Annotated in this window: 22 protein-coding genes; 4 read left to right on the plus strand and 18 right to left on the minus strand. The window is 52.6% G+C overall.

Features of this window, described 5'->3' with window-relative positions:
• Positions 1 to 59 precede the first annotated feature (59 nt).
• From MKY64_RS11210 to aldA, 6 genes are all read right to left on the minus strand, one after another.
• Positions 60 to 1487 carry an ABC transporter substrate-binding protein gene (locus MKY64_RS11210; protein ID WP_340952996.1) on the minus strand — a complete coding sequence of 476 codons (1428 nt, stop codon included), beginning with the start codon at positions 1485 to 1487 and terminating at the stop codon, positions 60 to 62.
• Positions 1488 to 1626: 139 nt separating this feature from the next.
• Positions 1627 to 2511 carry a carbohydrate ABC transporter permease gene (locus MKY64_RS11215; RefSeq protein WP_340952997.1) on the minus strand — a complete coding sequence of 295 codons (885 nt, stop codon included), beginning with the start codon at positions 2509 to 2511 and terminating at the stop codon, positions 1627 to 1629.
• Positions 2512 to 2516: 5 nt separating this feature from the next.
• On the minus strand, positions 2517 to 3449 hold the full coding sequence (locus tag MKY64_RS11220; protein WP_081751282.1) for a carbohydrate ABC transporter permease: 933 nt from the start codon (positions 3447 to 3449) through the stop codon (positions 2517 to 2519).
• Between the two features lie 91 nt (positions 3450 to 3540).
• Positions 3541 to 5643, minus strand: coding sequence for an alpha/beta hydrolase family protein (locus MKY64_RS11225; protein WP_340952998.1), 2103 nt, complete (start codon positions 5641 to 5643; stop codon positions 3541 to 3543).
• A complete protein-coding gene (locus MKY64_RS11230; RefSeq protein ID WP_340953000.1) occupies positions 5636 to 8281 on the minus strand; it encodes a glycoside hydrolase family 2 protein in 2646 nt (881 codons plus the stop codon). The genes MKY64_RS11225 and MKY64_RS11230 overlap by 8 nt, the downstream gene beginning before the upstream one ends.
• Before the next feature lie 294 nt (positions 8282 to 8575).
• Complete coding sequence (gene aldA / locus MKY64_RS11235; protein ID WP_340953001.1) at positions 8576 to 10021, minus strand: aldehyde dehydrogenase; 1446 nt, start codon at positions 10019 to 10021, stop codon at positions 8576 to 8578.
• A 176-nt stretch (positions 10022 to 10197) separates the two neighbouring features.
• Here aldA and MKY64_RS11240 point away from each other — a divergent pair, with 176 nt between their 5' ends.
• Genes MKY64_RS11240 through MKY64_RS11250 form a run of 3 tightly spaced genes read left to right on the plus strand, consistent with a single transcriptional unit; the run spans position 10198 to position 13072 of the window.
• On the plus strand, positions 10198 to 10947 hold the full coding sequence (locus MKY64_RS11240; RefSeq protein ID WP_339314175.1) for a (Fe-S)-binding protein: 750 nt from the start codon (positions 10198 to 10200) through the stop codon (positions 10945 to 10947).
• Complete coding sequence (locus MKY64_RS11245; protein WP_340953003.1) at positions 10944 to 12371, plus strand: LutB/LldF family L-lactate oxidation iron-sulfur protein; 1428 nt, start codon at positions 10944 to 10946, stop codon at positions 12369 to 12371. Before MKY64_RS11240 ends, MKY64_RS11245 begins: the two co-directional genes overlap by 4 nt.
• On the plus strand, positions 12368 to 13072 hold the full coding sequence (locus MKY64_RS11250; protein WP_340953005.1) for a LutC/YkgG family protein: 705 nt from the start codon (positions 12368 to 12370) through the stop codon (positions 13070 to 13072). The genes MKY64_RS11245 and MKY64_RS11250 overlap by 4 nt, the downstream gene beginning before the upstream one ends.
• Positions 13073 to 13110: 38 nt before the next feature.
• On the opposite strand, the gene MKY64_RS11255 is transcribed toward MKY64_RS11250, so the two are convergent.
• The 3 genes from MKY64_RS11255 to MKY64_RS11265 are packed head-to-tail and all read right to left on the minus strand — an operon-like array spanning position 13111 to position 15332.
• Positions 13111 to 13722, minus strand: a complete 612-nt coding sequence (locus MKY64_RS11255) for a sugar O-acetyltransferase (RefSeq protein WP_339256690.1) — start codon at positions 13720 to 13722, stop codon at positions 13111 to 13113.
• Between the two features lie 28 nt (positions 13723 to 13750).
• Positions 13751 to 14437, minus strand: coding sequence for a bacillithiol biosynthesis deacetylase BshB2 (gene bshB2 / locus MKY64_RS11260; RefSeq protein ID WP_339314172.1), 687 nt, complete (start codon positions 14435 to 14437; stop codon positions 13751 to 13753).
• Positions 14438 to 14459: 22 nt separating this feature from the next.
• On the minus strand, positions 14460 to 15332 hold the full coding sequence (locus MKY64_RS11265; RefSeq protein ID WP_036728425.1) for a LysR family transcriptional regulator: 873 nt from the start codon (positions 15330 to 15332) through the stop codon (positions 14460 to 14462).
• A gap of 111 nt (positions 15333 to 15443) precedes the next feature.
• Between MKY64_RS11265 and MKY64_RS11270 the strand changes: the two genes are divergently transcribed.
• Positions 15444 to 16844 carry an MFS transporter gene (locus tag MKY64_RS11270; protein WP_339314171.1) on the plus strand — a complete coding sequence of 467 codons (1401 nt, stop codon included), beginning with the start codon at positions 15444 to 15446 and terminating at the stop codon, positions 16842 to 16844.
• Positions 16845 to 16882: 38 nt separating this feature from the next.
• On the opposite strand, the gene MKY64_RS11275 is transcribed toward MKY64_RS11270, so the two are convergent.
• The 9 genes from MKY64_RS11275 to MKY64_RS11315 form a co-directional block, all read right to left on the minus strand.
• On the minus strand, positions 16883 to 18214 hold the full coding sequence (locus tag MKY64_RS11275; RefSeq protein ID WP_340953007.1) for a serine hydrolase domain-containing protein: 1332 nt from the start codon (positions 18212 to 18214) through the stop codon (positions 16883 to 16885).
• Positions 18215 to 18310: 96 nt separating this feature from the next.
• Positions 18311 to 18619, minus strand: coding sequence for a hypothetical protein (locus MKY64_RS11280; protein ID WP_036728430.1), 309 nt, complete (start codon positions 18617 to 18619; stop codon positions 18311 to 18313).
• Positions 18620 to 18673: 54 nt separating this feature from the next.
• Positions 18674 to 19216, minus strand: coding sequence for a GNAT family N-acetyltransferase (locus tag MKY64_RS11285; RefSeq protein WP_340953009.1), 543 nt, complete (start codon positions 19214 to 19216; stop codon positions 18674 to 18676).
• Positions 19217 to 19232: 16 nt separating this feature from the next.
• A complete protein-coding gene (bshB2, locus tag MKY64_RS11290) occupies positions 19233 to 19949 on the minus strand; it encodes a bacillithiol biosynthesis deacetylase BshB2 (protein WP_340953011.1) in 717 nt (238 codons plus the stop codon).
• Between the two features lie 23 nt (positions 19950 to 19972).
• Positions 19973 to 20317: a YojF family protein gene (locus MKY64_RS11295; protein ID WP_340953012.1), complete on the minus strand. Its 345-nt coding sequence runs from the start codon at positions 20315 to 20317 to the stop codon at positions 19973 to 19975.
• 117 nt (positions 20318 to 20434) lie between these two features.
• Positions 20435 to 21505: a hypothetical protein gene (locus MKY64_RS11300; protein ID WP_340953013.1), complete on the minus strand. Its 1071-nt coding sequence runs from the start codon at positions 21503 to 21505 to the stop codon at positions 20435 to 20437.
• A gap of 137 nt (positions 21506 to 21642) precedes the next feature.
• Positions 21643 to 23067 (minus strand): sensor histidine kinase, encoded by a 1425-nt coding sequence (locus MKY64_RS11305; RefSeq protein WP_340953014.1) that lies wholly within the window; start codon positions 23065 to 23067, stop codon positions 21643 to 21645.
• Complete coding sequence (locus tag MKY64_RS11310; RefSeq protein WP_339314167.1) at positions 23045 to 23752, minus strand: response regulator transcription factor; 708 nt, start codon at positions 23750 to 23752, stop codon at positions 23045 to 23047. Before MKY64_RS11310 ends, MKY64_RS11305 begins: the two co-directional genes overlap by 23 nt.
• A 471-nt stretch (positions 23753 to 24223) precedes the next feature.
• Complete coding sequence (locus tag MKY64_RS11315) at positions 24224 to 25018, minus strand: SDR family oxidoreductase (RefSeq protein WP_340953016.1); 795 nt, start codon at positions 25016 to 25018, stop codon at positions 24224 to 24226.
• Positions 25019 to 25168 lie beyond the last annotated feature (150 nt).

A 25168-nucleotide genomic window follows, 5' to 3' on the forward strand; every position in this document is an offset into this window, starting at 1 on the left:
TCACCTTCATATAAACGGCATCGCCGCCCTTCAGAAGGACGGCGGTGTTTGACTGCATTTTATTTGACTTTATCGAGATAATCCCGCTGGAATTCTTCCGCCGCCTTATCCAGGATCTTCTGCGGATCTGCATTCTTGTCGGTTAGCACGGATTGCAGCACGACATCCAGCTTCTGATACAATTCCTGGGCATTGATGGGCTCCTCCGCCCGCATCCCCTTACTGCCGTTGTCCATATAATCACGGAACATGTCCAGATTCACGTTGTTGTATTTGTCGAGAATTTTCTGTTCCTCCCCAATACGCTTCTCATCGGTCCAGATCCGCAGCCCGTAAGGGCCGATGATCAGCCCCTGATCGCTGAGTGTCTTCTTCTCGATATCCCAGCCGGTCAGAGCCTCCTCTGAGGATTCGGGTGTGAACCCATAGGTCTTCAGCCATTTGAAGCCGGCATCAATCTGCTCCGGGGTTACATTCGGCGAGAACATATACAGGCCGCCCCCCAGCAGGGTAACAGGTTCTCCGATCGGACCTACAGGAAGTGCTGACATGGCAATATTGTCCTTGGACATCTTGGTCTGCTGCTGGATGACCGGAGGCCAGTCGTTGGTGCCGAAGCTCATGGCAACCTGATCAGTTCCCAGCATACGGAACATGTCATTGGTGACATCCACCAGATTGTTATCTGGCAGCACATTGTATTTCCACTTCAGATCCTTCACATATTGCAGCGCCGCGGCAGCCTCAGGAGAATTGAATACCGCCTGCCATTTGCCGTCAACCTGCTTCTCGAATTCCGCACCGTAGGCCCAGGCAATGTTCATGAACATCCAGCCGCCCTGGCCGCTCTTCGTCGGCAGGAACATTCCGGCTTTGCCGGTCTTTTGCTTGATGATCTGCGCCGTTTCCGCCAGCTCCTCATACGTCTTAGGGAACTTCGGAATCCCCTTGTCATCCAGAAGGCCCGCTTCCTTGAAGAGATTCACATTATAGAGCATGCCGATGACATAACCGTCCTTCGGAATCCCGTAATACTTGCCGTCCTTGGTCACCATTTTTAGAAGATCCGGGTTAATGGCCTTGTCATATCCATACTTCTTCATCGTGTCCGTGATATCCGCTGCGTAATTAGCTTTAATGATTTTGCTGGTTTCGGTGAAAAAGGTCTCATATACCGTTGGGAGCTGGCCGCTCGCCGCTTTGGGCAGGAATGAGCTGACGTCATAGCCCCATTCATCCTTGTCCACCGTAATGTTCGGATAATTGGTTTTCATCTTCGCCATGAGCTGTTCATACTGGGCGATCTTGGCTTCCTCATTCGGCTTCGGCCAGTTGCTGACCTTAATCGTTACCTGTTTGCCGGCTGCTGCATTTCCGCTTCCGCCTGTTTTTCCTTCATTGGAGCCGCCGCAGCCAGCCAGTCCGGCCGAAAGCAGCAGGGTGAGCGTCAGGGTTGCGGTTAGTTTCTTCTGGTGTGCCATTCTCAATGTAATTCCCCCTATAATTATTCTTATAGCAATTCCGCATTTTGTAAAGCGCTTTCTTTAATGCTGAGATCATCTTACCATGCGTCCTTTAGAGCGCCCTACGGGGCAAAACTGTGAAATGGTTTGTGATCGGGTGACATTACCCTTTAATGCTCCCGCCGAAGGCTTGCCCGTTCATGATGTACTTTTGGAAAAAAATAAACAGCACAATCGGCGGCAGGATGGCGAACGTCAGGGCAATAAACTGAATGTCCTGCGGTAATGTTGCTTTCAAATTATAGATAGCCACAATGACCGACCAGGTCGATTTATCCTTCAATACCATGAAAGGCCAGAAGAAATCCTGCCATACACTATTCATCGTAAGAATCGTAATCGTGGCCATAACCGGGCCGCTGAGCGGAAGAATCACCCGGATGAAGATGCCGATAGTGCTCGCCCCGTCGATCTTGGCCGCTTCCAGCAGTGCCTGGGGAATGGAGTCGAAGAAGTTCTTGAAGATCAGTATCACCACCGGATTCACGGCCGCCATGAACCACATCGGCCAGAAGGTATTGGTCAGATTCACATGCAGCAGCGGGAAATCAATCAAGTTCTTGAACAGCGGCACCATGCCCACCGTATTCGGAACCATCATCGTCCATACAATCAGAACGAACAAGAGCGCGCTCCCGCGCGGCTTCAGCTTGGAGAAGAAATACCCGGCCAGCCCGTTAAAGGTAAGACAGAACAGTACAGAACCGGCAGCCAGGTAAGCGGTATTCAGATAGTAACTGAGAAAATTGAACTCCTGCCAGGTCTCCCACAGCTTGCTGAGATCAAAGGTGCGGGGAATCAAGGTAGGCGGAATCGCATAGAACTCCTTAATGTCCTTCAGGCTTGAGACCATAATCCAGACGGGAGGCAGGATACAGACGGCGGCGAGCGCAATCATCAGAAGGAACAGGCTCCAGTACAGCAGGCGCACCCAGGGTGATCTGTATTCAATATTGCCGATAATGCCGTAAGCTTCATTGGTTTTCATGGCTTCTACTCCCTGTTCAATTTCTTATCCAGCCTGAAATAAATAACGGTAAGCACCATCAGGACAAGAAAAGTAATAACCCCCAGCGCCATGGAATGGCCTGCCTCGAAACTGCGGAATGCATAATAATAGCTTTGCAGCATCAGCGTCATGGAAGCATTATTCGGTCCGCCCTCGGTCATGACCAGCGGTTCGTTGAAGATCTGAAATACCCCGCTGATCTGCAGAATCATCATCAGTCCGATCATGCTGGAAATTTGCGGAAGGGTAATGCTTCTGAAGCGCCGCCATACATTGGCACCGTCGATCGAAGCTGCTTCATACAGATCATGATTGATACTCTGAAGGCTTGCCAGATAGAGCAGCACCGTCCCTCCGAAATTCCGCCAGGTGATCGTGAATATGATCAGCATTATGGTCATCTTCGGGTCCTGAAGCCATTGCTGTACCGGGAAGCCCAAGGCACTCAGCATACTGTTCAGCAAACCGCCCTGCCCGGGCTCAAACAGGAACATCCATAACATGGAAGCCGCAATACCGGGAACCATACTGGGAAAAAAGACGGAGAAGCGGAAAAAGGACTTCCCGTGTCGGAGTTCATTAATCACAACAGCGACTACAATCGGTACGGCAAAGCCGATCAGCAGCGACCAGATCACATACATAAATGAATTGACCAGTGTCTGCTGAAATGCCGAATTCTGAATGACATCCTTGTAGTTCTGCAGTCCGGCAAAGCTTACAGCATTATAACCCTCGGTGTTGAAGAAAGAGAGCACAATCCCCTTGACGAGCGGTTGCCAGGAAAAAAAGAAAAAGACTAACACCGTTGGCACTATTAATATCCAGGAGGACCAATCTCTGAGCAGTCGCCGCAGAGGATTCCCGTTCTTTTTCTTTGCGATAAAAGGCTTTGCTTCATTGATTCTTCCAATCATGCTCCTGTCCTTCCTTCCTCCCGGAACCGTAATTCACTCCGGTCAGGCGTTGTATAGTTGGTATACCTTCTGTACCGGTTAAGCTGCCTGCTCAGGCTTCAGACAGCCCGGAGCTGATGCACAGCACAGCCGCTTCCGCGCGGAAGGCCTCGCTTGCCGGATTGGGCTGCTCCTCCAGAATGCGGAGAACTGACTGCGGCTCTACACCCGGCTGTGGCACCCGGGAAGGCGAGACCTCGGTCCAGTTCAGTTCGCCCCTCAGCCTGTAGGACAGCCCGTACAGATAATAACCTGCACTTAACGCGTCAGTGGATGGGCTTATCCCCTCCTGCCATGAGCAGACTTCAAGGGGATGTCGCTTGTCCGGCAATCTCCCGGTCGCAAGAGTGATGCGCTTGTTACGGATCACCTGCTTGTTCTGTTCCCATGCCTGCTGGTCCAGGCTCTCCAGCTCCAGCCGGTATTCCATGCCTTGCTCTCCATACAGTGTCCAAGCTACCGGTCTGCCTGCGGGTACTAACTTAGGCGCCTCCAGAAAAACCGGCTGATGGGCCGGGCTAAACCGTTCAGCCTGTTCCCATTCTCCTGCAGCCGGACTGCGTCTGCGGTAATGCACCGTTCCTGTGAAGTCAAGCTCCTGATCTTCAAGCAAAGCCTTCAGGCATAGGGCCGCCTGCTCGTAGAGATCCGTACAGTTGTTATGGCCGAAGCGGTAGCCGATCTCATGACGCAGCGGAATGCCATAGCTTCGGACCAATGCGGCAAAAGCAAAGCTGAACCGGCTGAGAGTGAAGGCATCATGTGTACCGTGATTGATCAGCAGCTTCGTACCGCTCGCCTTCAGCCCTTGCAGGAAGAACCCGGATTCGAGTCCGGCAGTTTCCTTCAGAAGGCCGGGGTCACTTTCACCTGTAAGGGTCCACAGAAGAGTCTCAATTGCTGTGCTTCCTGTCACCGGATGCCGCCAGTTTTGCTTCCAAATATCACGGTAACCGGTGTCCACCTCTGCTACATGCCAGATCAGCGGACAGGCACCTTCCGCATACTCACGGATAAGTCCGTTAAGGATGAGCGGCGGTGCATAGCACAGTGTGTAACGTACCCGGTAAGGCAGCCGGTGCGGGTTGCCTCCGGCCAGCAGTGCAGTCAATCCGCCGCGCGAACCTCCCACAGCCACTACCTGGTCTGCATCACCGCCATAGCGGTCCTGGGCGCTGGCAATTGCCGCCCCGATCCCACCATAGATTGAGCCTTGCAGGGAGCGGCTTCCGATGTAGCCTCCGCCGTTCCAGAGAATGCCAACCACGCCTTGGCCCGTACCGGCCAGCGTCTTGCCTATGATCTCCAGAAATGAAGGTCCCACAGTACTGAAGGTGTTCTCATTGGCGTCATAATAACCATTGAACAACAGCGGATACCTCTTGGCGTTCGCCGGATTCCAATAAGGCGGGAGAATATAGGAAGCCAGGCTATGCCGGTTCTCCGAATTCAGCAGCCTGTTGCTGATTAACTGAAATACAGGTGCATCACCTATTAGCCCCCCTTCCTCCCTGGATTCATTAACGAAGACCACAGGATATCCGAAGGTCTTGAGCATACGGTCACTCAAGGATACGGCGACCAGATCATCGACGGCATATAGACTGTAACGGTCCCCGATGTAGTGCTCGAATTGCGGAGTTCTCAGTGTTCGCTCCAATTCACCCTCACCAAACAGCTCATAATCTTCCGTGTTATATACATAAGGGCTGTCGGTGTCGCTGTTATAGAGCCTTACATGCTCGGAAATAACCTGCGCCCCTGCTTCGTCCATGCGCAGCGTTCCAATGCCGTCTGTTCCTCCATAGCGGAACCTGCCTCCCCCCTCTGCTGAATCGTTGTCCCAGTGCGATACTACCGGGAACATATTGGTAAGCAGCGGGCTGACAAGTACGAACACGCCTTCCGCTGTATTGCTGTTCCAGGCTGCTGCTTCAGCTTCAACGGTATCTTCATAAAGTGTGGACCACCGTGCATTAAGGTAGGTCACCTCGCCGCTGCGCTGACAGGCCAGCTTTAGAATGGAGCGATGCCGTCTTAGATAGTCCGCCACTGCCCGGCTTACCGGAACGGTAACGGGCTCATGCCCGCCCGCTTGAACATACCGGCTTAGCGGTACGAATGGTCCTGGAACATAACATAATGGTCTATTCACGATTCTCCTGCCCCCCGTCCGGTTTGCTTGTGCCCTGGACAGCCAGGAACGATTTGAACTGAATAACCGGCAGGTCACCGGAGATGCTGTGATTCTCCCCGGCCAGGAATCCTCCCGCCTGTCTCGGCGTGCAGGTCACCGTCACCATTCTTGCCTCACCAGGGAACAAGGTCAGGAACTGCTCGTCTGCTTCCATCCAGTAGCGGTTTCCCTTCTCTTCCGCATGTACATGCAGCAACGCTTCACTGCCTGTATTAGCTACCATGAAGCAGGCTTGCAGACTCAGCTCTCCGGTAACAGCGGGCAGCCATCTATTCTCCTGGCGCACCTGAAGATTGCCGCCTGTAAGCGCTAACGCTGGTGCGTACAGATGCTCCCTGGCGGTAGAGAATACATATACATTCTGCTGCGGTTCTTCTTCACGGTTCATAAAGGACAATCTGACGAAATATAACTGGTCCTCCAGCTCAGGTACTGTGAACTTCAGGGTCCCGGCGCAGACTGCCCGGTCTCTGTCTCCTTGGGTTATGAAATGCTGCCGGTGCAGGCTCCGGCCCGCCGAATCCAGGACCTCCGCATCAGCTTCACACGATTCCCCTTCCCAGCCATGTACGTATACATCTCCCTGGAAACCGGTACCCGGTGTGAGCAGCAGACTCCGGTAGTCCAGTGATACATGCAGTGGACGGAAGGCCTGTTTCATCCAGTGGTAAGCCATCTTCGGTTCACCATAATAATCAACCACATTGGTACAGGACACGTTCGGCCAGGGTTCGTTGAGCTGCCAGACAATACTTCCGCTGTTCCGGAACTTGCGCCGCCGGTTGGCCTCCAGCACGAAGCGGATTCCTTCCGCCTGAATCCACTGGCTGCAGACGGAGAATTGTGCCAGGTCTGTCAGACTGCCGAATATTTCTTCATCCCGGCTCAGCGTATCCCACCACTCCCCGTGATGTCTCCAGACTGCACTGTTCTCCATGGAGACCAGCTGGCGGTGCGCTGCGCCCAGGAATTTCTCCAGACTCTTGAGTGAACTCAGACCGTCCACCCCAAATTCACTGTGCAGCAGATTATCGTTGCTGCCATATAGCTCATAATGATACGGGTTGCCCATGTACTTCCAGTGACCGTGTACATCATGCCCCTGCCCCTTGGTCTCGCTAATATACTCCACCGGACCGGAAGCCGAGGTTGGCAGGAACAGCCGCTGCGGATCATACTGCTCAACGAGTTCCTTCAGCATTGCCAGATTGGAATCGCTTAAGTCCGAAGGCTTATTCGGCTCGCTCATTAATTCATTGCCGCCGCTCCATATCGTCATGGCGACATGATTACGCTTCGCCTTGAGTGCTGAGCGGGCGGACTGGTGCAGCAGCTCAAGGAACTCCGGCTGCTTGGAAGGAATATTGTCAATCCCCGAGCTCGACTGGATGAATTCCTGCCAGACCATAATGCCGTTCGCATCGCATAGGTCGTAGAAGACCTGCTTCTCAATGATCCCCCCGCCCCATACCCGGACAAGATTGACATGAGCCGCCTTCATGAGACGGACCATAAGCTGATACTGTTCGACTGTTACATTTCCATAGAGATGGTCCAGAGGGGTCATATTCACCCCTTTCATATAGATCCGGCGGCCGTTGATGACTACTGTATAGGGCAGCGCATTGTCAGGACTGTCAACATTTCGGATATAGTCAAGTTTGCGGATGCCGGTTCGTATAACCCGAGTATCCAGCTCCTTCCCGTCTTCATCCAGCAGCTTCAGTTCAAGACTGTAGAGCGGCTGCGCCCCGTAACTATTGGGATACCATAGCTCAGGTTCAGGGATGTCCAGCGTGGTCTTGAGCACCGATCCAGCACAGACGGGATGCGTCTGCATCAGCAGCAGATTACCTCCGGGATCAGAGCAGGTGATATTCGCCGTCAGTGTCCGGGCAAGCTCTGCTCCAGAAGTGGATGAAACGGCGGCCTGTATTTCAATACAGCCAGCCACCTGAGTGCTGCCGTCCTCTTCAACCTCAGCATCGGTCGTGATGGACATTTCACCCCACGAATAATCCTCATGTATCCTTAGCAGCACATCATCCCAGATTCCAACGTTAACCAGCCGGGTAGAGAAATCCCACTTATAATTGAAACGGCTCTTCTGCGTGAAGGTGGCCGAGGTTTTGCCGATTTGCCCCATTTCATCAGGTGCCTGCTTCAGAAGCACGGAGATCTCAAGCTTCTCCCGAACGGAGAGCAGCTCTGTAACATCGTACACAGCCGGATCAAACATTCCCTTATGCTCTCCAAGCAGGATATGATCAGCGTATACCACTGCTTCATAATCGAGTCCCAGAAAGACCAGCTCAACTCGGGACCCCTTCAACTCCGGTCGTTTCAAGGTCATACGGTACACCCACCAGCGATTCTCTACCCATTCGCAGCTCAAGCTGTTCAAGTCCTCATAGGGATTGGCAATCCAGCCCTGTCTGTAGAGATCGTAATGAACTCCCCCCGGCACCGTTGCCGGCATCCAGTCGGTCACCCCCATTAATTCCTGGCCTAGCTCCATGCTTGTACCCTTCAGCGGCACCCAAGGCCAGTATCCTTTGACTTCCCAGTTCAATTCGTTCAACAGAATTTCTCTCATCGCTTCTTCCGTTCCCCCAGACCCTGGTAATTTGGCGCTGCCTCTAACCAAGAACGGCTCTGGCGCCAGCCCGTTAATGCGCTTACAATCCATAATTCCTGCCGTTTCATTACCAATGATAGCACCGCGCTCCCGAATCCGAAGGCCCCCATATCTGTGAAATCGTTTGTAAATCTGCTCAATTGCGGATGAACCTACAACTTCTTATATTCACACGCAAAAAATGCCCCCAAACTGCATGGGAGCATTTCTCTTATATGCTTATATGCTTATATGCTTACATTATGAGGTCATTCAGTTAACTGACTTGTCATATTGCAAGTAGACAACATGCGTCTGGAGGTATTCGTTCAAGCCATGCTTGCCGTCAGCGCCGCCGATGCCGGATTTTCTCCAGCCTGCATGGAAGCCCTGCATCGCTTCGAAATTCTCACGGTTGATGTACGTCTCCCCGTATTTCAGCCGCTTGATTACTTTCATGGCGACATTCAGATTCTGGGTGTACAGCGATGAGGTTAAGCCGAATTCACTGTCATTGGCGAGTGCAATCGCCTCATCCAGGGTTGAGAATGAGATGACAGGAATAACCGGACCGAAAATTTCATCCTGCACAATCTCCATCTCATTCGTAGCGTCTGTGATTACTGTCGGCTCGAAGAAGCTGCCGGTTCCTTCTACCTTTTTACCGCCCAAGGCGATCTTAGCCCCTTCCTGAACGGCCCGGTCCACCTTCTGCTGAACCGATTCCTGTGCGGCCTTGTTGATGAGCGGTCCCATCTGGATGTCTGTGTCCTTGAGCGGGTCTCCGTACTTCACGGCCTTCATCGCTTCAACCAGCCGCGTAGTGAACTCCTCCTTAATATCTTCATGGACATAGACACGCTCCGCACAGTTACAGACCTGGCCTGTATTAATGACCCGGGAAGCCACAATCGCCTGAACAGCCAGCTCCAGATCGGCATCCTTCATGACGATGGCAGGCGCTTTGCCGCCCAGCTCCAGGCTGACCTTGATGATATTCTCAGCCGCCGCCTCCATAACCTTCTGCCCTGCCGGTACGCTGCCTGTAAGACTAACCATGCCTACCTTGGCATTACTGGACAGCTCGTTGCCCACTTCCGCGCCTCTGCCAGTAATAAGGTTGAATACCCCCTTAGGCAATCCGGACTGATCCACGATCCGGCTGAACGCCATGGCATTGTTCGGAGATTCCGCGCTGGGCTTCACGACAATCGTGTTGCCGGTGATGAGCGCCGGGGCCATTTTTCTCGCGATCAGGAAGAACGGGAAGTTCCAGGGCAGAATGCCCGTGGTGACGCCAATCGCTCTTTTGAATACAAAAATATGCTCATTATCACGGTCGCTCTGCACGATCTCCCCCTCATAACGCCGTGCCCATTCCGCCATATAATCCAAATAATCCGCAGTGAAATGAACCTCTACGGTGGATAATTCCAGGGTCTTGCCGACTTCCTCCGAGATCAGCCTGGCGATGCTGTCCGCCTCTGCCCGAATCCCGTCAGCAATCGCATGCAAATACTTGCCGCGCTCTACCGCCGGAGTCTCCTCCCACGCTGCCTGGGCCTGCTCTGCTGCATCAATGGCACGTATGACATCATTCCTTGTAGCCTTGGGAACCTGTGAGATCACTTCATCGGTTGCCGGATTGGTAACATCCATCCACTCTTTGCCTTCGGATTCCGTAAATTGGCCGTCGATATACATCAAATGCTTGGTCACTGTTTCTCCCCCTCAAGGTAGATTATTCCATTATCCCAATTACCCAATCATAGTGTAAACGCTATCAATATTTATTGTCAATAAGTTTCACATTTTTTATTTGTTTTTGTGTTGTTTTTCATTGACTTATTGAGTTAAGCTGAGGATATAGGTTTTCATTGATGGGAGGGGTAGGAGTGCGAGTCAGTATTTTTTCTACTTGTTTGGTAGACCTTATGAGCCCGAATGTCGGGATCGCCATGGTGGAGGTCCTGGAACGGCTTGGCTGCGAGATCGATTATCCCGCTTCACAGGTCTGCTGCGGCCAGCCTACTTACAACAGCGGTTATCTGCAGGAATCCAAGCTTGCTATGCAGAACATGATGCTGGCGTTCGAAGCTTCGGATTATGTCGTAGGTCCCTCCGGCTCCTGCATTGCGATGTTCCATGAATACCCGAAGATCTTCCGGGGTGACCCCGATTGGGAATTGAAAGCGGTTGCTTTGAAAGAGAAATCCTACGAGCTGACCCAATTCATTGTCAAAGTACTGGGGGTGACCGATGTGGGTGCAACTCTCGAAGGCACCGCAACCTACCATCGTTCCTGTCATATGACCAGACTTCTCGGAGAGAAGGAAACCCCCTTCCAGCTGCTGGAGCAGGTGAAGGGACTGAAGCTTGAGCCACTCAAGAACAGCGATAACTGCTGCGGGTTCGGCGGAACCTTTGCGGTGAAGATGCCTGAAATCTCGGAGCAGATGGTGGATGAGAAATGCGGCTGTGTCATGGATACGGGAGCGGATATTCTAATCAGTGCAGACATGGGCTGTCTGCTGAATATCGGGGGACGCCTGTCACGTAAGGGTGAGCCTGTAAGGATCATGCATATTGCAGAGGTATTGAATCAACATCAGCCTGTAGTTAGCAAAGGGGGAAGCCGGACTTGAGCCTGCAGACGGATTCACGTAATTTCAGCGAACGGACGACGGATGGCCTTGGGGATGCCTTCATGCGCAGTGCCGTGGGTTCGGCGCAGGACAGTCTCAAGACAAGACGTCTGTCTGCGGCCACTGCGCTCGGTGACTGGGAGCAGTGGCGGAATGTAGGCCAGCTTATCCGCCAGCACACTCTGGAGAATCTGGATTATTATCTGGAGCAGCTTGCCGGCAATATTGAGCGACAGGGCGGGCATATCTATTTTGCAGCAACCAAAGAAGAAGCCAGCTCTTATATCCGGGATGTTATTGTGCGCAAACAAGCCACGAAGATCGTCAAATCGAAATCCATGGTCACGGAAGAAATAGAGCTAAACCGCGTTCTGCTTGAAGCAGGCTGTGAGCTGACGGAAACGGATCTTGGAGAATATATCCTCCAGATGGATGATTGGGACCCACCCTCGCATATCGTGGCTCCCGCCTTGCATAAGGACCGGAGGCAAATCAAGCGGGTATTCACAGAGAAGCTTGGTTATACAGGCGATGAAACTCCGGAGAATCTGGCCGGATTTGCCCGCACGGTCCTGCGGCAGAAGTTCCTGGAAGCGGAGGTCGGAATTACAGGCTGCAACTTCGCCATAGCCAATCTCGGAGCGATTAATCTCGTCACCAATGAGGGTAATGGCGATCTTACGGCTGCCATTCCCAAGACGCATATCGCGGTAATGGGCATGGAGCGGATTGTGCCGACTCTGGAGGAGATGGAGGTACTGGATAATCTGCTCTGCCGCAGCGCCGTCGGACAGAAACTAACCAGCTATATCACAGTAATGGGACCCTCCTCCGCCGGTGAGACAGACGGCCCTGAGGAATTCCATCTGGTAGTCGTCGATAACGGGCGATCCGATATTCTCGGAAGTGAATTCAATGAAGCGCTGCAGTGTATCCGCTGCGGTGCCTGCCTGAATGTCTGTCCGGTCTACCGCCATATCGGCGGCCATGCTTACGGATCGATCTATCCGGGGCCGATTGGGGCGGTCATCACCCCGCTGCTTGGCGGTTATGACGATTATAAAGAGCTGCCGTATGCTTCCAGCCTGTGCGGGGCGTGTACAGATGTCTGTCCGGTAAAAATCCCGCTGCATGAGCAGCTCATTATGCACCGCCAGAATATTGTGAAGCAGAAGAGGACCGGTGCTGCCGACCGAATCCAGATGAAAGCCGCCAGCAAGCTGCTCTCTTCCCCTGCCCTGTTCGGCAAAACCCTGCGGTTCGCCCACTCTGCAAGCCGGATGATGAGCAAGCAGGGCCGTATTGTAAGAGGACCAGCCTTGCTTCAGGGCTGGATTCGTTCCCGCGACCTGAAGCAGCCCGTCAAGCAGAAGGACAGCTTCCGGGCATGGCTGGAGAAGCGCAAAGGAGGGGCAACGCAATGACAGCATCCGCGAATACGAATCCAAACATGAACACGAATACGAACAAAGAGGCTTTTCTGAATACGATTGCCGCCAAGCTGGGCCGGGCACGGAAGTCAGAGGTTCAGCGTCCTGCAATCCGGGAGTTCATTCCTGACAGCTACGGCCCGCTTACCACGGACAATCTGGTGGAGATTCTTAAGGAACAGTGCTTCTTCATCCACACTCAGGTGATTGAGACGACGCGGGAGCTGCTGCAGAGAACGTTAGATGATCTGTTAGAGGCAAATGGCGGCGGGAACGTGATGACTTCCGGTGATCCCCGGTTCAGGGAGTACGGGCTGGCCTTCCCGGATGCGACCGTATGGGAAGAAGCTGCGGGACGGGCGGAGAATATCAGGCGTGCTGAATCGGCGAATACAGCCATAGTCTTCGCCGACTGTGCACTTGCGGAATCTGGAACGGTTGTTCTGGAGAGCCGCCCCGATCAGGGACGGTCGCTCCATTTCCTGCCTGCCCATTATATTGCGGTGGTTGAACGTGAGAAGCTGGTGCTCCGCTCCACGGATGCCGCCGCAGCGCTTAACCGGAGAATTCAGGACGGGGAACCGGTGGGTTCATCGATTAACTTCATCTCTGGTCCCTCCAATTCCGCCGATATCGAAATGAAGCTTGTCGTCGGGGTGCATGGGCCGCTGAGGGCTACCTATGTGCTTATTTAGAACGAATCCTGTCCCTTAAGGACGGTATAGCAGCGATTCTACACGTAGTCCGTGACGTCAAACTCTCTATCCTTGTAATAGAATTTCCGGTCTTCCTCCGTGATCTCACGGACAATTCTGCACGGGCTGCCTACGGCGATCACATTATCCGGGATATCCTTGGTCACTACGCTCCCCGCTCCGATAACTACATTATTCCCGATGGTTACCCCCGGATTCACAATGACATTGCCGCCGATCCACACATTGTTGCCGATGGTGATGGCAATCCCGTATTCATAGCCTGAATTCCGGGAATCGGGATGGACAGGATGTCCTGCTGTGTAAAGCGATACATTCGGAGCGAACATGACATTCTCGCCGATGACCACCTTGCCTACATCGAGAATCGTACAGTTGAAATTGGCATAGAAATTATTACCTACAGTGATATTCGATCCATAATCGCAGCGGAAGGGAGTCTCAATATGCACAAGCTCCCCCGTCTTGCCGAAAAGCTTGCGGATCAGCCCGTCTCTCTCCTCATGAGCGTCTGGAGAAAGTGAATTGAGCTGGTGAACCAGCAGCCTGGCGGCTGTCCGTTCTTCGGTTAATCCGTCCAGCCATGCTTTATAGGGTAATCCTGCAAGCATTCTATCTTTTTGATTCATTAGATTCATAGGTGATTCCTGCCTTCTCTTAGTGTTGTGTGTTCATGGGATAGGTCCAGAAGGCTTCCTGCCCGAAGCGGAGCTGAATCTCCTCCGCCGTCAGCTCCTGATTGCCGACAAGCTCCGCCGCTTGGAATTGCGAACGGTGTGCCTGGATAGAAGCCATCTTCTTGTCCAAGTATGCGGTGACATCGACATGCACATCCGATAGTCCGATATGCTCCTCATGGCCGATGGAGAAGGCGCAACAGTGGACAACCGGCCGATCAGCGGCAGGCAGGCGGTGGACTGCCCGGATGACCGCCGCTCCGGTGGCATCGTGATCCGGATGCACGCTGTAGCCGGGATAGAAAGTAATCACTAGGGACGGCGTCAGCTCCCGAAGCAGGGAAAGTATTGTATTCTCCAGCAGGCGCGGGTCGTCGAATTCGATCATTTTATCGTGGAAGCCTAGCATTCTTAAGTCCTGTATCCCGATAGCTTGACAGGAAGCACGCAGCTCCTCCCGGCGGATCTCCGGCAAGGTTACCCGGTTCGCGAATGGAGGAATCCCCATATTCCGGCCCATCTCGCCCAGCGTCAGGCAGGCATAGGTTACTTCTGAGCCTTGCTCAATATACTTCGCCAGTGTGCCAGCCGCTGTAAAAGCCTCATCGTCAGGATGCGGGAACACCACCAGTATGCGCTTGTGTTCTGTAATCTGTGTGTCGTTCATAGGTTCATTCCTCCCGGTGACATTATAGCTTAGCGAAATATTCGATAACAACCTCGCGGAAAATCAGGCCCGCCTGTGAAATATAGCGGTTCTTATGCCATAACAAGGCGATTTCCCTGACCAGTCCCTCGTCTTCCAGCGGAATCAGACGGATATGATCCTGCGCATTCCTCGCCGTACCCGGGATGAAGGCTAAGCCGATTCCGGCTTCCACCAGGTCAATCAAGCGGGCCGGTTCGTCTCCCTCATACACATAGCGTGGCAGGAATCCTGAAGCCTGGCAGACGGAATCCACCAAATCTCGAATCCCGTAACCTTGTTTGACACCCACAAACCACTCATTCTTAAGCTCTATCAAGGCGAGGCTCTTGCGGTCCGCCAGAGGGTGAGCGGCTGGAACGGCAAGGTAGATGTGATCGTTACAGACCACCTGACATTCCAGCTCTTCCCCTCTGACCGGAGGAGAGGACAAGCAGAAATCAACTTCTCCCCTCTGAAGAAGGGGAATCATCTCCTGCATGGGCAGCATTTGTACGTGAAAATGTATGTCCGGCAGCTTGAGGCGAAACTCCCGGAGAATACCGGGCAAGGTACTCGCGGTGGTTACCGCTAATTCAAGGTTGCTGGACTCCAGGCTGGACAGGTCTTTAAGCTCCTGCCTCCCCTGCTCCAATTCGAACAGCGCCTTCTCTGCACGTTGAAGAAATCGGCGTCCCGGCTCGTTCAACCGCAGCTTCCTCCCGCTCCGGTCAAACAATGGAACTCCGAGATCCTCCTCAAGCCGCTGAATGGTCTTGCTCAGTGAGGATTGGGTAACATGCAGCCTGTGTGCAGCCTCGGTCATATGCTCCAGGCGGGCAACCGCGATGAAATACTGCAATTGAAGAAGCTCCATATCCCGCCTCCATTCATTCCCTCAAGTCTATGAAATCATAACATGAAATGCGTTGGAGTAAATAACTCATATCCTGTACGATAACTGTACAGCACTTGAGGGGGAATAACAATGAATGCACGCAACTGGTGGTTAATGATATCCGTTGGGCTGGGAATCATGCTTAACCCGCTTAACTCTTCGATGGTAGCTGTGGCGATCCCCAGGTTACAGCATGTGTTCGGGCTTGAGTTCACTGTGGTTTCCTGGATCATTTTCTCGTTCTATATTGGCAGCGCTGTTGCCCAGCCTGTCATGGGCAGAGCCAGCGATATCTTCGGCCGCAGGAGAATATTCATGGCCGGACTGGTAATCGTCTTCGCAGCCTCCCTGCTCGCCCCTTGGTCTCCGGGCTTCGGGGGACTCGTTGTTCTGCGGATTATCCAATCTATCGGAACCAGTATGGTGGTGGCTGTAGGGATGGCTATCATCCGGGTGAATATTACAGACAGGCAAGCCTCTGCTCTGTCCGTGCTGTCGATGTTTACATCAGGAGCGGCAGCGGCAGGACCGTTCATCGGCGGGGTCTTGATCCATGTGTGGGGCTGGTCTTCCATTTTCTACATCAACCTGCCGTTTGTAATGGCGAGCTTCCTGTTAGCCTGGAGAACCATCCCGCAAGATAAGCCGCCCGCAGCCTTATTACCCAAGCCGTCCTTGCGGCAATGGATGAGCCGGATGGATGTGCCTGGAATCCTGTTGTTCACTGTGGGGCTGGTGGCTGTACTTGCGCAGATGCTGTCGGCCAAGTCCTCCGGTCATGTCTCCCTATTCAATGTAATCATCGGCCTGTCCGGGTTCATCCTGCTTGCAGTCTTCGTAAGGCATGAGTTAAGAACAGCCATGCCCTTCATTCCTCTGCGTACCTTCGCCGGGTATCCCGGGCTGATCCGTGTCAATGTCGAATTCATGCTGGTTAATCTATTATTTTATTCCGTCTTCTTCGGTCTTCCATCTTATTTGCAGCTCGTTCGTAAGGTCAGTGAATTCCACACCGGGCTTCTGATGTTAAGTCTGGGTCTATGCTCACTCGCCGTTTCTCCAATCGCCGGAAGATGGATCAATGCCTCAGGGCCCCGGCCCGCGCAGGCAGGTTCGGCAATCCTCATGACCATCGGGTCGCTATGGATCGTGATGCTGAATCCGGCATCGCCTGTAATCAGCATCATCCTGGCCCTGGCTGCCTTCGGAATCAGCAACGGACTGAACAACGTCGCCATGCAAGCCGCCTTGTTCAACCACTCGCCAAAAGAGATCATCGGCGTAACCTCCGGCTTATTCAGCACCTCCAGATATTTCGGGACGATCCTCTCCTCCCTGCTCATCGGAATCATTATGGGCGACCAGTTCAGCTTCAGCGGATTCCGGCTGCTGGGAATGATCCTCACCGTGATTGCCCTGTGTCTGCTGTTCATGTCCCGGCGGCGTTCCCGCAAGACTAAAGACTCCCATCACAGTCTTGATGACCGCTAGGGAGCGCTTGGAAGACGGGTCTTACCCCACTGAAAAATCTAGTCTTCGTCCAAAAGCTGCTGCAGCTTGCCTGCAACGGCTTCACTGTCCGGGTATATTGTAGCAGCGCAGGTAAGAATGCGTATTGCTCCCTCCCGGTGGCCGCCATAACTTAAGGTATCAGCAATCCGCATAAATTCAAAATCCGCTTCATAATACTTATCCTGCTCTAAGCGCCGGATACGCTGGTATTCGTTAATGGCCTCACCTGCGCCGCTCGTGACAACGGTCTTGGCAAGATGATGTACCATCGACAGCTTAAGCTGGCGGACCTCCATGCCCAGCAGCAGATCCAGAATAGGACGGGTCACACTGCCCAGCCACACATGGTCACAGTTGGTCATTACAGAGATGCCGAGATTCTCATCCGGCAGCAGAATAAGCTCACTAAGGAATCCGGTATCCCAGCCGGAATGCGAGAGTATCCGTGAGCCATTATAGTGGCCCAGGAACCAGCCCAGCCCCACAGCTTCATGCTCCGGCCCCCAGCCTGTAGCCATAGTAGGGTTCCACATCTGATCATAACTGCCGGGCTGTAAGGCGTTATATCTATCCTTAGCTTTGCCCTGACCGAGCTGCATCAGCATATATTGGCACATCTCCTGCGCATTGGTATACAGTGTGGAGCTGGGAGCATGCGCTCTATTGTAAGGGAACACTTCACTAACGTATGGCCCGTACCCTGCAGAGCTCCTCAGCACATGGGGCGCAGCCAGCACCTGTTCAACCTCCATTTTCAGAAAAGAACTCGTGCTCATCCCAACAGGCTCCAGAAGATGCTGCCGCATATACTCCTCGAAGCTGAGGCCGCTAACCTTGGCAATCAGATCTCCAAGAATTTCATAAGCGATATTACTGTATGCAAAATGAGTACCCGGATCACTCAGCAGGCCGAGATGGCAGATTCCTCTGACATACCTCTCAAGACTCTCTTCATCATATTCAGGCCGGTCCCAGGCATAATCCTCCTCATCCGGCATCCCGGAGGTGTGATTCAACAATTGTCTGACTGTAATCTGATGATAGCGTTCATCATTCATTTTGAAATACGGAAGATAGCTCACTATAGGTGAGTCCAGCTCTACCTGCCCACGCTCTGCCAATTGCATCACAGCCGTAACTACGAAGGTCTTGGAGACGGATGCCTGGTGAAAAAGAGTGCTGTTAGCCACTGGCTCCCCTGTAGACACATTAGCGCTGCCATACTCTCCTGTAAAAAGAATCTTGTCCTCACTAACGATCCCCACCTGCAATCCGGTAAACGGTCCATTCTCCATAAAGCGGGTCAGCATCGTGTGAAGCTCTTGTACTCTGCTCTGATATGTATTCATTCTGGTTCCCCCAGTTCTTATATGTACTGGATCAATATAACATCCGGGGAGCATACAGAATGTGTAAAAAACAGCTTAATCCGAACTTTACTCAGCCTACCCCTCAACCACATCGGCCCGCAGGTCCGTGGCAATCTCAAGGATCACGGGTACAATAGCCTCCGTTGACAAAGCAACGTACAGATCGCCCATATACAGACGGAACGGATACTCCGTCCCCTCATGGCTCCACATGAAAAAATCTCCATCAATCGACATCGTGCTCTCCGCACCTTGTACGGTGTAGACCCCGGAATAGCTGAAGCCCGATTTATCGGCAAAGTATTGCTTGCATTCCTCTAAGGTTAGCGCCTGCTCTGCATTCTCTTCCTGCATGGAACGGGTAATTCGTAAACGCTGGCTCATTGGTGATCCTCCACAAGGTTAATATTTAAGCTACTAATCCGTGCGTTAACTCCGTTAACTAATATCCGCCGGGTTGATAATCGCGAGAATCTGGTGGTCCTTCCACACCCCGCGGATCTTCACATTCAGACGGGCAATGCCTTCCTTATGGAAGCCTGCATTCTCCAGCACACGGATGGAGCCGGGATTATCCGGTGAGGCTTCCCCAGTAATCCGGTGGAACTTCAGCTCCTCGAAGGCATAGCGCACGACCTGCTGCACCGCCTCCGTCATATAGCCTTTACCGTTATAGTCCTTGTCCAGACTGTACCCGATCATACAGCTCTGCAGCGGTCCCCGCACCACAAAAGACAGACTGACAGTACCGATAATCCGGCGGTCAGCCTTGTGAATGACCAGGAAGTCGTATCTCTCATCCGCTGCCCTGAACTCTTCATACTGCGCAAGCTTGTCAAGCTGGTAGTCTTCCGTATAGAAATCCCCGCTGATCTCCGGAGAATGTTCTTCAAAAAATTCACGGTTACGCAAATACATCGCCGTCAGCTCCGTAGCATCTCCCGCCTCAGGGTAGCGGATGTATACCCGTTGTTCAGTCATCTTTACGCCTCCATTCTTAATTGCAGCACAATGCCGCTTCCTCCGGCTGTTCCTTGCATTCTGGGAACCGGTAGGTCCAGAAGCGTTCCGTACCATACTTGCCGCAGATTACTGGATCAGTTGGCAGAAGGCTACCAAGCACTTTATCCTCCTGGAACTGGGTGCGGTGCGCCAGAATGGAGTTGATTTTGACAGTGATAAAAGGCGTTACATCGATGACTACATCGGCTGCTCCAATCCGCTGCTGATGGTTATTCGAGAAAGCCACACTATGTACAACCGGACGTTCCGCTGCGGGCAGCCGGGCCATTGTACGGATCACCGCAGCACCAGTGGCATCATGATCCGGGTGCACGCTATATCCGGGGTAGAACGTAATCACCAGCGACGGGGTAAGCTCCTTCACGAGCGATTCCATCCGCTGATCCAGAAGCGCCGGGTCTTCGAACTCAATCATTTTGTCATGGAAGCCCAGCATCCTCAGGTCTTGAATTCCAATGGCCTTACAGGAAGCTTCGAGCTCCGCTTGGCGGATGGCCGGCAGAGTGATACGGTTCGCGATCAGCGGAACGCCCATGTTCCGGCCCATCTCTCCCAGTGTCAGACAGGCATAGGTCACCTCTGCACCTGCTGCAATATACATCGCCAGCGTCCCGGATACGAAGTAGGCTTCATCGTCAGGATGGGGAAGTACCACCAGGATTCTTGCATGGTCCATAGATTTATTATTCATGTCTGCTTACTCCTCCAGTATCATTAAAAAGGGCTCCGGCTAAGCTGCAACGCCACGATCAGCTTGCCCATATTGTCATGTCCGGCCAGAATCAGCCGCTCGTTATCCTGCTCATCCACATGGGTCAGGCCTTCTGCATAGATCCAGCCCTTCTCTGTCTTCAAACCCACCCGGTAGGGTCCTGTCCCTGAGATGGAGCCGTTCGTGTATCGGATCTCGGCATTGCTGATGAACACCGAGCCCGGAGCACGGGAGCTGTCGAAATGGCTGGCGTAGGCTCCGTTTGTAAGTTCAAGATGGATATATAGATCCTCAGAGACGAAATCGTCGATCCGGGTCTGAATAGCTTGGGGTTGAATGAGCTGCATAATGTCCTCCTAGAGTGTAAAAGAATAGCTGGTTCCAGTGCATTTATTATACATGAAAAAAAGAGCCTGCCCAAGGAACTCTAAGAATTCCTTAAGCAAGCCTGGAGATGCTAAGAATTAAAGATTAACTATAGAGAAGACCTTATCATTGATGAAATAGACGTATTGGTGGCCGTACACTACATACCCGTCATAAACTTCGTCCGGGTCTCCCCAGGAGAGCAGAAGCTCTGTGATCGTCATGCCGCTGACCGCCCGCTCTTCACGGATGGCTGACCACATTTTATCGCTGATCTTGAACTTCGTTTGCGGATTCTTGAAAAACAGTACCTCTTCGACATACTCACTAGGGTCATCACGAGGTTCAATCTTGAGCGGAACCTCCTGCCCGTTGGCCCGGCGGATGATCATTTCTAAATTACCACTTACTGGGTTCGGGCGGAAATTGGCGATGGTTGCTTTCTCAAAGTTCTTGAACGGACTATCGGTAATCATGGCGTTCCGGGTCCACACCGTTAGTCCATTATAGTAATACTTCAAATAATCAATATTCTCCATGGTGTACATAGTATTGTCCACAAAATCGTTCAAGTCCAGAACCCACTCGGTTCCGGCTTCATTTTGCATCACAAAGTTCTGGTTGTTGTCATCAACATACTGTACACTTTTCACCCAATGGCTTCCCGGATGTCCATATAAGTAGACCTTTTTGCCAAGCACAATGCCCATCGTTCCAGGCAGCTTGCTGATCGCGTAGAGCATACTGTTGCTCTTATTCTTGCCGTCCTCTGTACTCCAAACGAACAACGCTATGGCGCTGGAGGCATATTTGCCGTCAATCGCTCCGAGCTTGAGCAGGGTTTTGAAGGCTACGTAATTGGTGCTTTTGTACAAAATAGAGTTATCCTTGTTCAGCTTGGCGCTTCCTTTGCTGCCTGTGAGCGTTACGCCAGTGGCATCTGCCGCCACAGTGAAGCCCGGGATCTGCCCGGCCAGCTTAACCGGAACATAGGCAGAGCCATTCACGAGTACAGATTTGGCTGGCGAAATAAGCAGGTTGCCTTCGACAAACGTAGCAATCTCCGTGTACACTGGTGCGGCTGCGGCGGCTGCCTGTCCGGCGCCTCCCGGATAGACCAGTCCGAGCGCAAGCAGCAGAGTGGTGAGCAGTAATGCAAGTTTTTTCATAGATGTTCTAATTCCTTCCCCCGATGTAAGTTAGGTGTCCCGGCAAGGTGCCGGAATCTTCCAGATCAGTACATTCGACAAGAAGTTAATTATTTCCTCTATATAAAATCACTTATCTGTATTCCTTCAGCCGTTCGCTACTTCGGAATACGGATCACAAATACCGTCGGCTCCCCTTCCCTACTCTCCAGTAGCAGCGTGCCCTCCATCTTCTCTACGTTCTTCTTGGCAATGGACAAGCCCAGACCGGTACCCCCGCTTGCCGTTGTCCGGGCTTCATCTCCCCGCACAAACGGATCAAAGATCGTAGTCCACAGCTCCTTCGGAATGCCGACTCCATTGTCCGCAATCTCGATCCTGATCTGTGTATCCTCGGGAATCACGGATACCCGGATGCGCGTCCCTTCGGGATTATAGGCCAGAGCATTAGAAATTAGATTATTAATGACACTGGCGAACAGCTCGGGATCATAACGGGCATAGACCTCTTCTTCGGGCACCTGCAGGTGAAGCTCGAATTCTTTTTGCTCAATCTCGCCATAGGTATCAGCAATAATCTCCCGCAGATGGTCGCCCAGCTCAAGGCGCTCTATACGCAGGATGAAATCCGGTGAGTCCAGCTTAAGCAGATCCAGCATATGCGTAATGAGCTTCGTGACCTGCACGGACTTGGTGTAGATGTAATTCAAATATTTCGTCTGCCGCTCCGGGTCGGTAACGCGTCCTTCGATAAGGGCCTGCGCGTATCCCTGGATGCTGGTAATCGGGGTCTTCAGGTCATGTGACAGATCGACCATCAGCCGCTGTTTGCTTTTCTCGGCCAGGCGCTTCTCCTCGGTGGTCTTCTCAATCACATCAGCCATGTAGTTGAAGCTGTGGCCGATCCGCAGGAACTCCGTCTCTGCATAGAGAGCGATTCGGGTATTGTAATGCCCTTCCATCATACGGTTCAAGCCTAGATTCAGCACCCGCAGCGGCTTCTTGATCCGTCTGGAGACCCAATAGCTGTATACAAAAATCAGCAGCAGAATCAACCCGCTGACCAGGAATACATAAAAGAACACCGAATGATTCAGATAGGAGACTAGAAACTCGTTATTAATAGAGACATTGATTACATCGCGGGGAATCTTAAGCAACATCCAGGCTGCCCCGCTGTCCTGCTCCGTTACGCTCGTAATAGAATAATAAAAGGGCTGGTCGCTGCCGTTCTCCAGTCCCTGAAACAGGCTGTCCTCGTCATAAACCTGAATCTCATCCTGCTTCTCGCCAACAACACGGATCACACGCTTGCCGGAATCCAGCAGCTCCAGCCAGCCTCCGCTCTTCAGCAGACGCTCACTCTCCGGCCCTTGGCCCAGCTCCTCCCGGTACGCCCCGGCTTCCACAGACAGATTGGGGTCAGGCGTCATTTGCTCCCGGATAACCTCAGCAATATCCTTTTGTACGAATAGATAGACCACTAACACCAGCATCAGCAGCATGCAGTTGAACAGCAGGAAGTCGATGGTCAGCGACGTCTGCAGCGGGCGGTTATCTCTACTTTTCCACGGGTGCTTCAATTTTGTACCCCAATCCCCTGATCGTCTTCAGGTATTCCGGTCTCTTGGAATCTCGTTCGATCTTGTCGCGGATGTTGCTGATGTGCACCATAATGCTGTTGTCCTCATAGACGTAGAAATCTTCCCAGACGGTCTCATAGATCTTCTTGCGTGTAAAAACACGGCCCGGCTGCTGCATCAGCAGCTCCAGGATTTTATATTCGGTAGAGGTCAGAGCGACGGCCTCCCCGGCTACCTCAACCTGACAGGTACTCCGGTCCAGCGTCAGCCTGCCGAGCACGATCTGCTCACTTGGCTTCTCCTCCTCCGGTGCCTTGGCATCGAACTGATGCACCCGCCGCAGCATGGCCCCGGCACGCGCCACAATCTCCAGCGGATTAAAAGGCTTAGCGATATAGTCATCCGCACCAAGCTCCAGACCCAGGATTTTGTCATGATACTGGCTCTTGGCGGACAGAAACAGTACGGGGAAATGCTCATGCTCCCGAATCCGCTTCAGCAGCTGCAGCCCGTCCATCCCCGGCATCATAATATCCAGAAGCGCCAGGTCAATCTTGTTATTCTGCATGAGCTTCAAGGCTTCAATTCCGTTCTCTGCCGTCAAAATGTTATATTCCTTCTCCAGATACAGCTGCAGAAGCTCAACAATCTCCGATTCGTCATCGGCTATGAGAATGGTATACATGGTGAATCCCCCTCTATCTTGTCATGCAAGCCGCGCTCTTTGTAACTATAGCCTGCCATTCTTAATCCAGTCTAAACCAAATCTAAAGAAAAGATAAAGAATATATAAGGCGCACACAAGATTTGAACTTGAAGCTTCATCGTCACTGCGGTGAACATTTGGACTTCCGGCCGCTGTTGACTCCAGATTTCTTCTATTGGACCGCTGTGCGCGGTTGAAATCCGGAGTCAAAGGCGGTCGCTACCGCTCCTACAGTTCCAAATTTCCCCTCCGCTTCTTTTGCTTTTTGTTTATTTCCTAAGTGCTTCTTATACTGGGTGGACCTTTAGCTCAGCTTCGCTGCTAATAAGAAATAATAGCCCGAAACAGACAAAAAGAACAGCCCGCCCAGCCAATGAATGGCTTAACGGACTGTCTTATGAGGTATATGCTGGCTTATGCAGCTCTTACCGGTGAGGATGAAGAATCACCTTACACCGTAGGTACGGTTCCCCCGTCAATCACGTACTCAGCACCCGTAATGGAGGCTGCGCGGTCGGAAGCAAGGAAGGCTACCAGCTCGCCCACCTCCTCGGGGAAGCCGGGACGTCCGATGGGAATGCCGCCCAGCGCGTCCATTACGGACTGCAGCGCACTTTCCACACTGCCGGTTACCTCCGCAATACTCTTTAGGAAGTCCTCGCTTGCTGTGGTTTGAATGAAGCCCGGCGCAACCCGGTTCACCCGGATGCCCTTCGGAGAGAATTCCTTAGATAAGCTCTTGCTGTAACTGCTTAACGCAGCTTTGGCGGCTGCATAGGGGATGGTCGATTCGATCAGCGGCAGCACTCTTTGAATGGAAGAGATGTGGATGATGACTCCCTTGCCCTGCTCCAGCATGAGCGGGATCAGCCCCCGGTCCAACCGCACAGCTGCCAGCAGGTTCAGATTCAGCGCATCCATCCAGTGTTCATCGGATGCTGCGAGAAATCCCCCCGCTGGTGTTGAGCTGCCGCCAGCGTTATTCACCAGAATGTCGATCCGCCCGAACCGGGCCTTGACTGCGGCAATGACTCGCTCCACGCCTTCGGGCGTGGACAGATCGGCCTGGACGAACAAATCCGAAGCGGGCCCTTCCGTCGGAAGTGTCCGGGCAGTAGTCATGACTTCAGCGCCTGCCGCAGTGAATCGGGCAGCGATTGCCTGTCCCATCCCCTTGGTACCGCCTGTTACCAAGATTCTTTTACCTTCGTATTCTGTCAGCGGGCTAGCATAAGTTATAGTCATGTTACGGCCTCAATTCATTAGGGATTCCTCAGGGTAGGCTGCAAGTCCAGCCGTCTAAGGTCTGTATGTCTATCTTAGACTTGATTAATATGTGCGTCTAATTTATTATTTTCATTAAATCCATTAATAATATTAATGTATAAAGGGGCT

The organism is Paenibacillus sp. FSL R7-0210 (assembly GCF_038009085.1).
GTDB classification, from domain to species: domain Bacteria; phylum Bacillota; class Bacilli; order Paenibacillales; family Paenibacillaceae; genus Paenibacillus_AQ; species Paenibacillus_AQ silagei.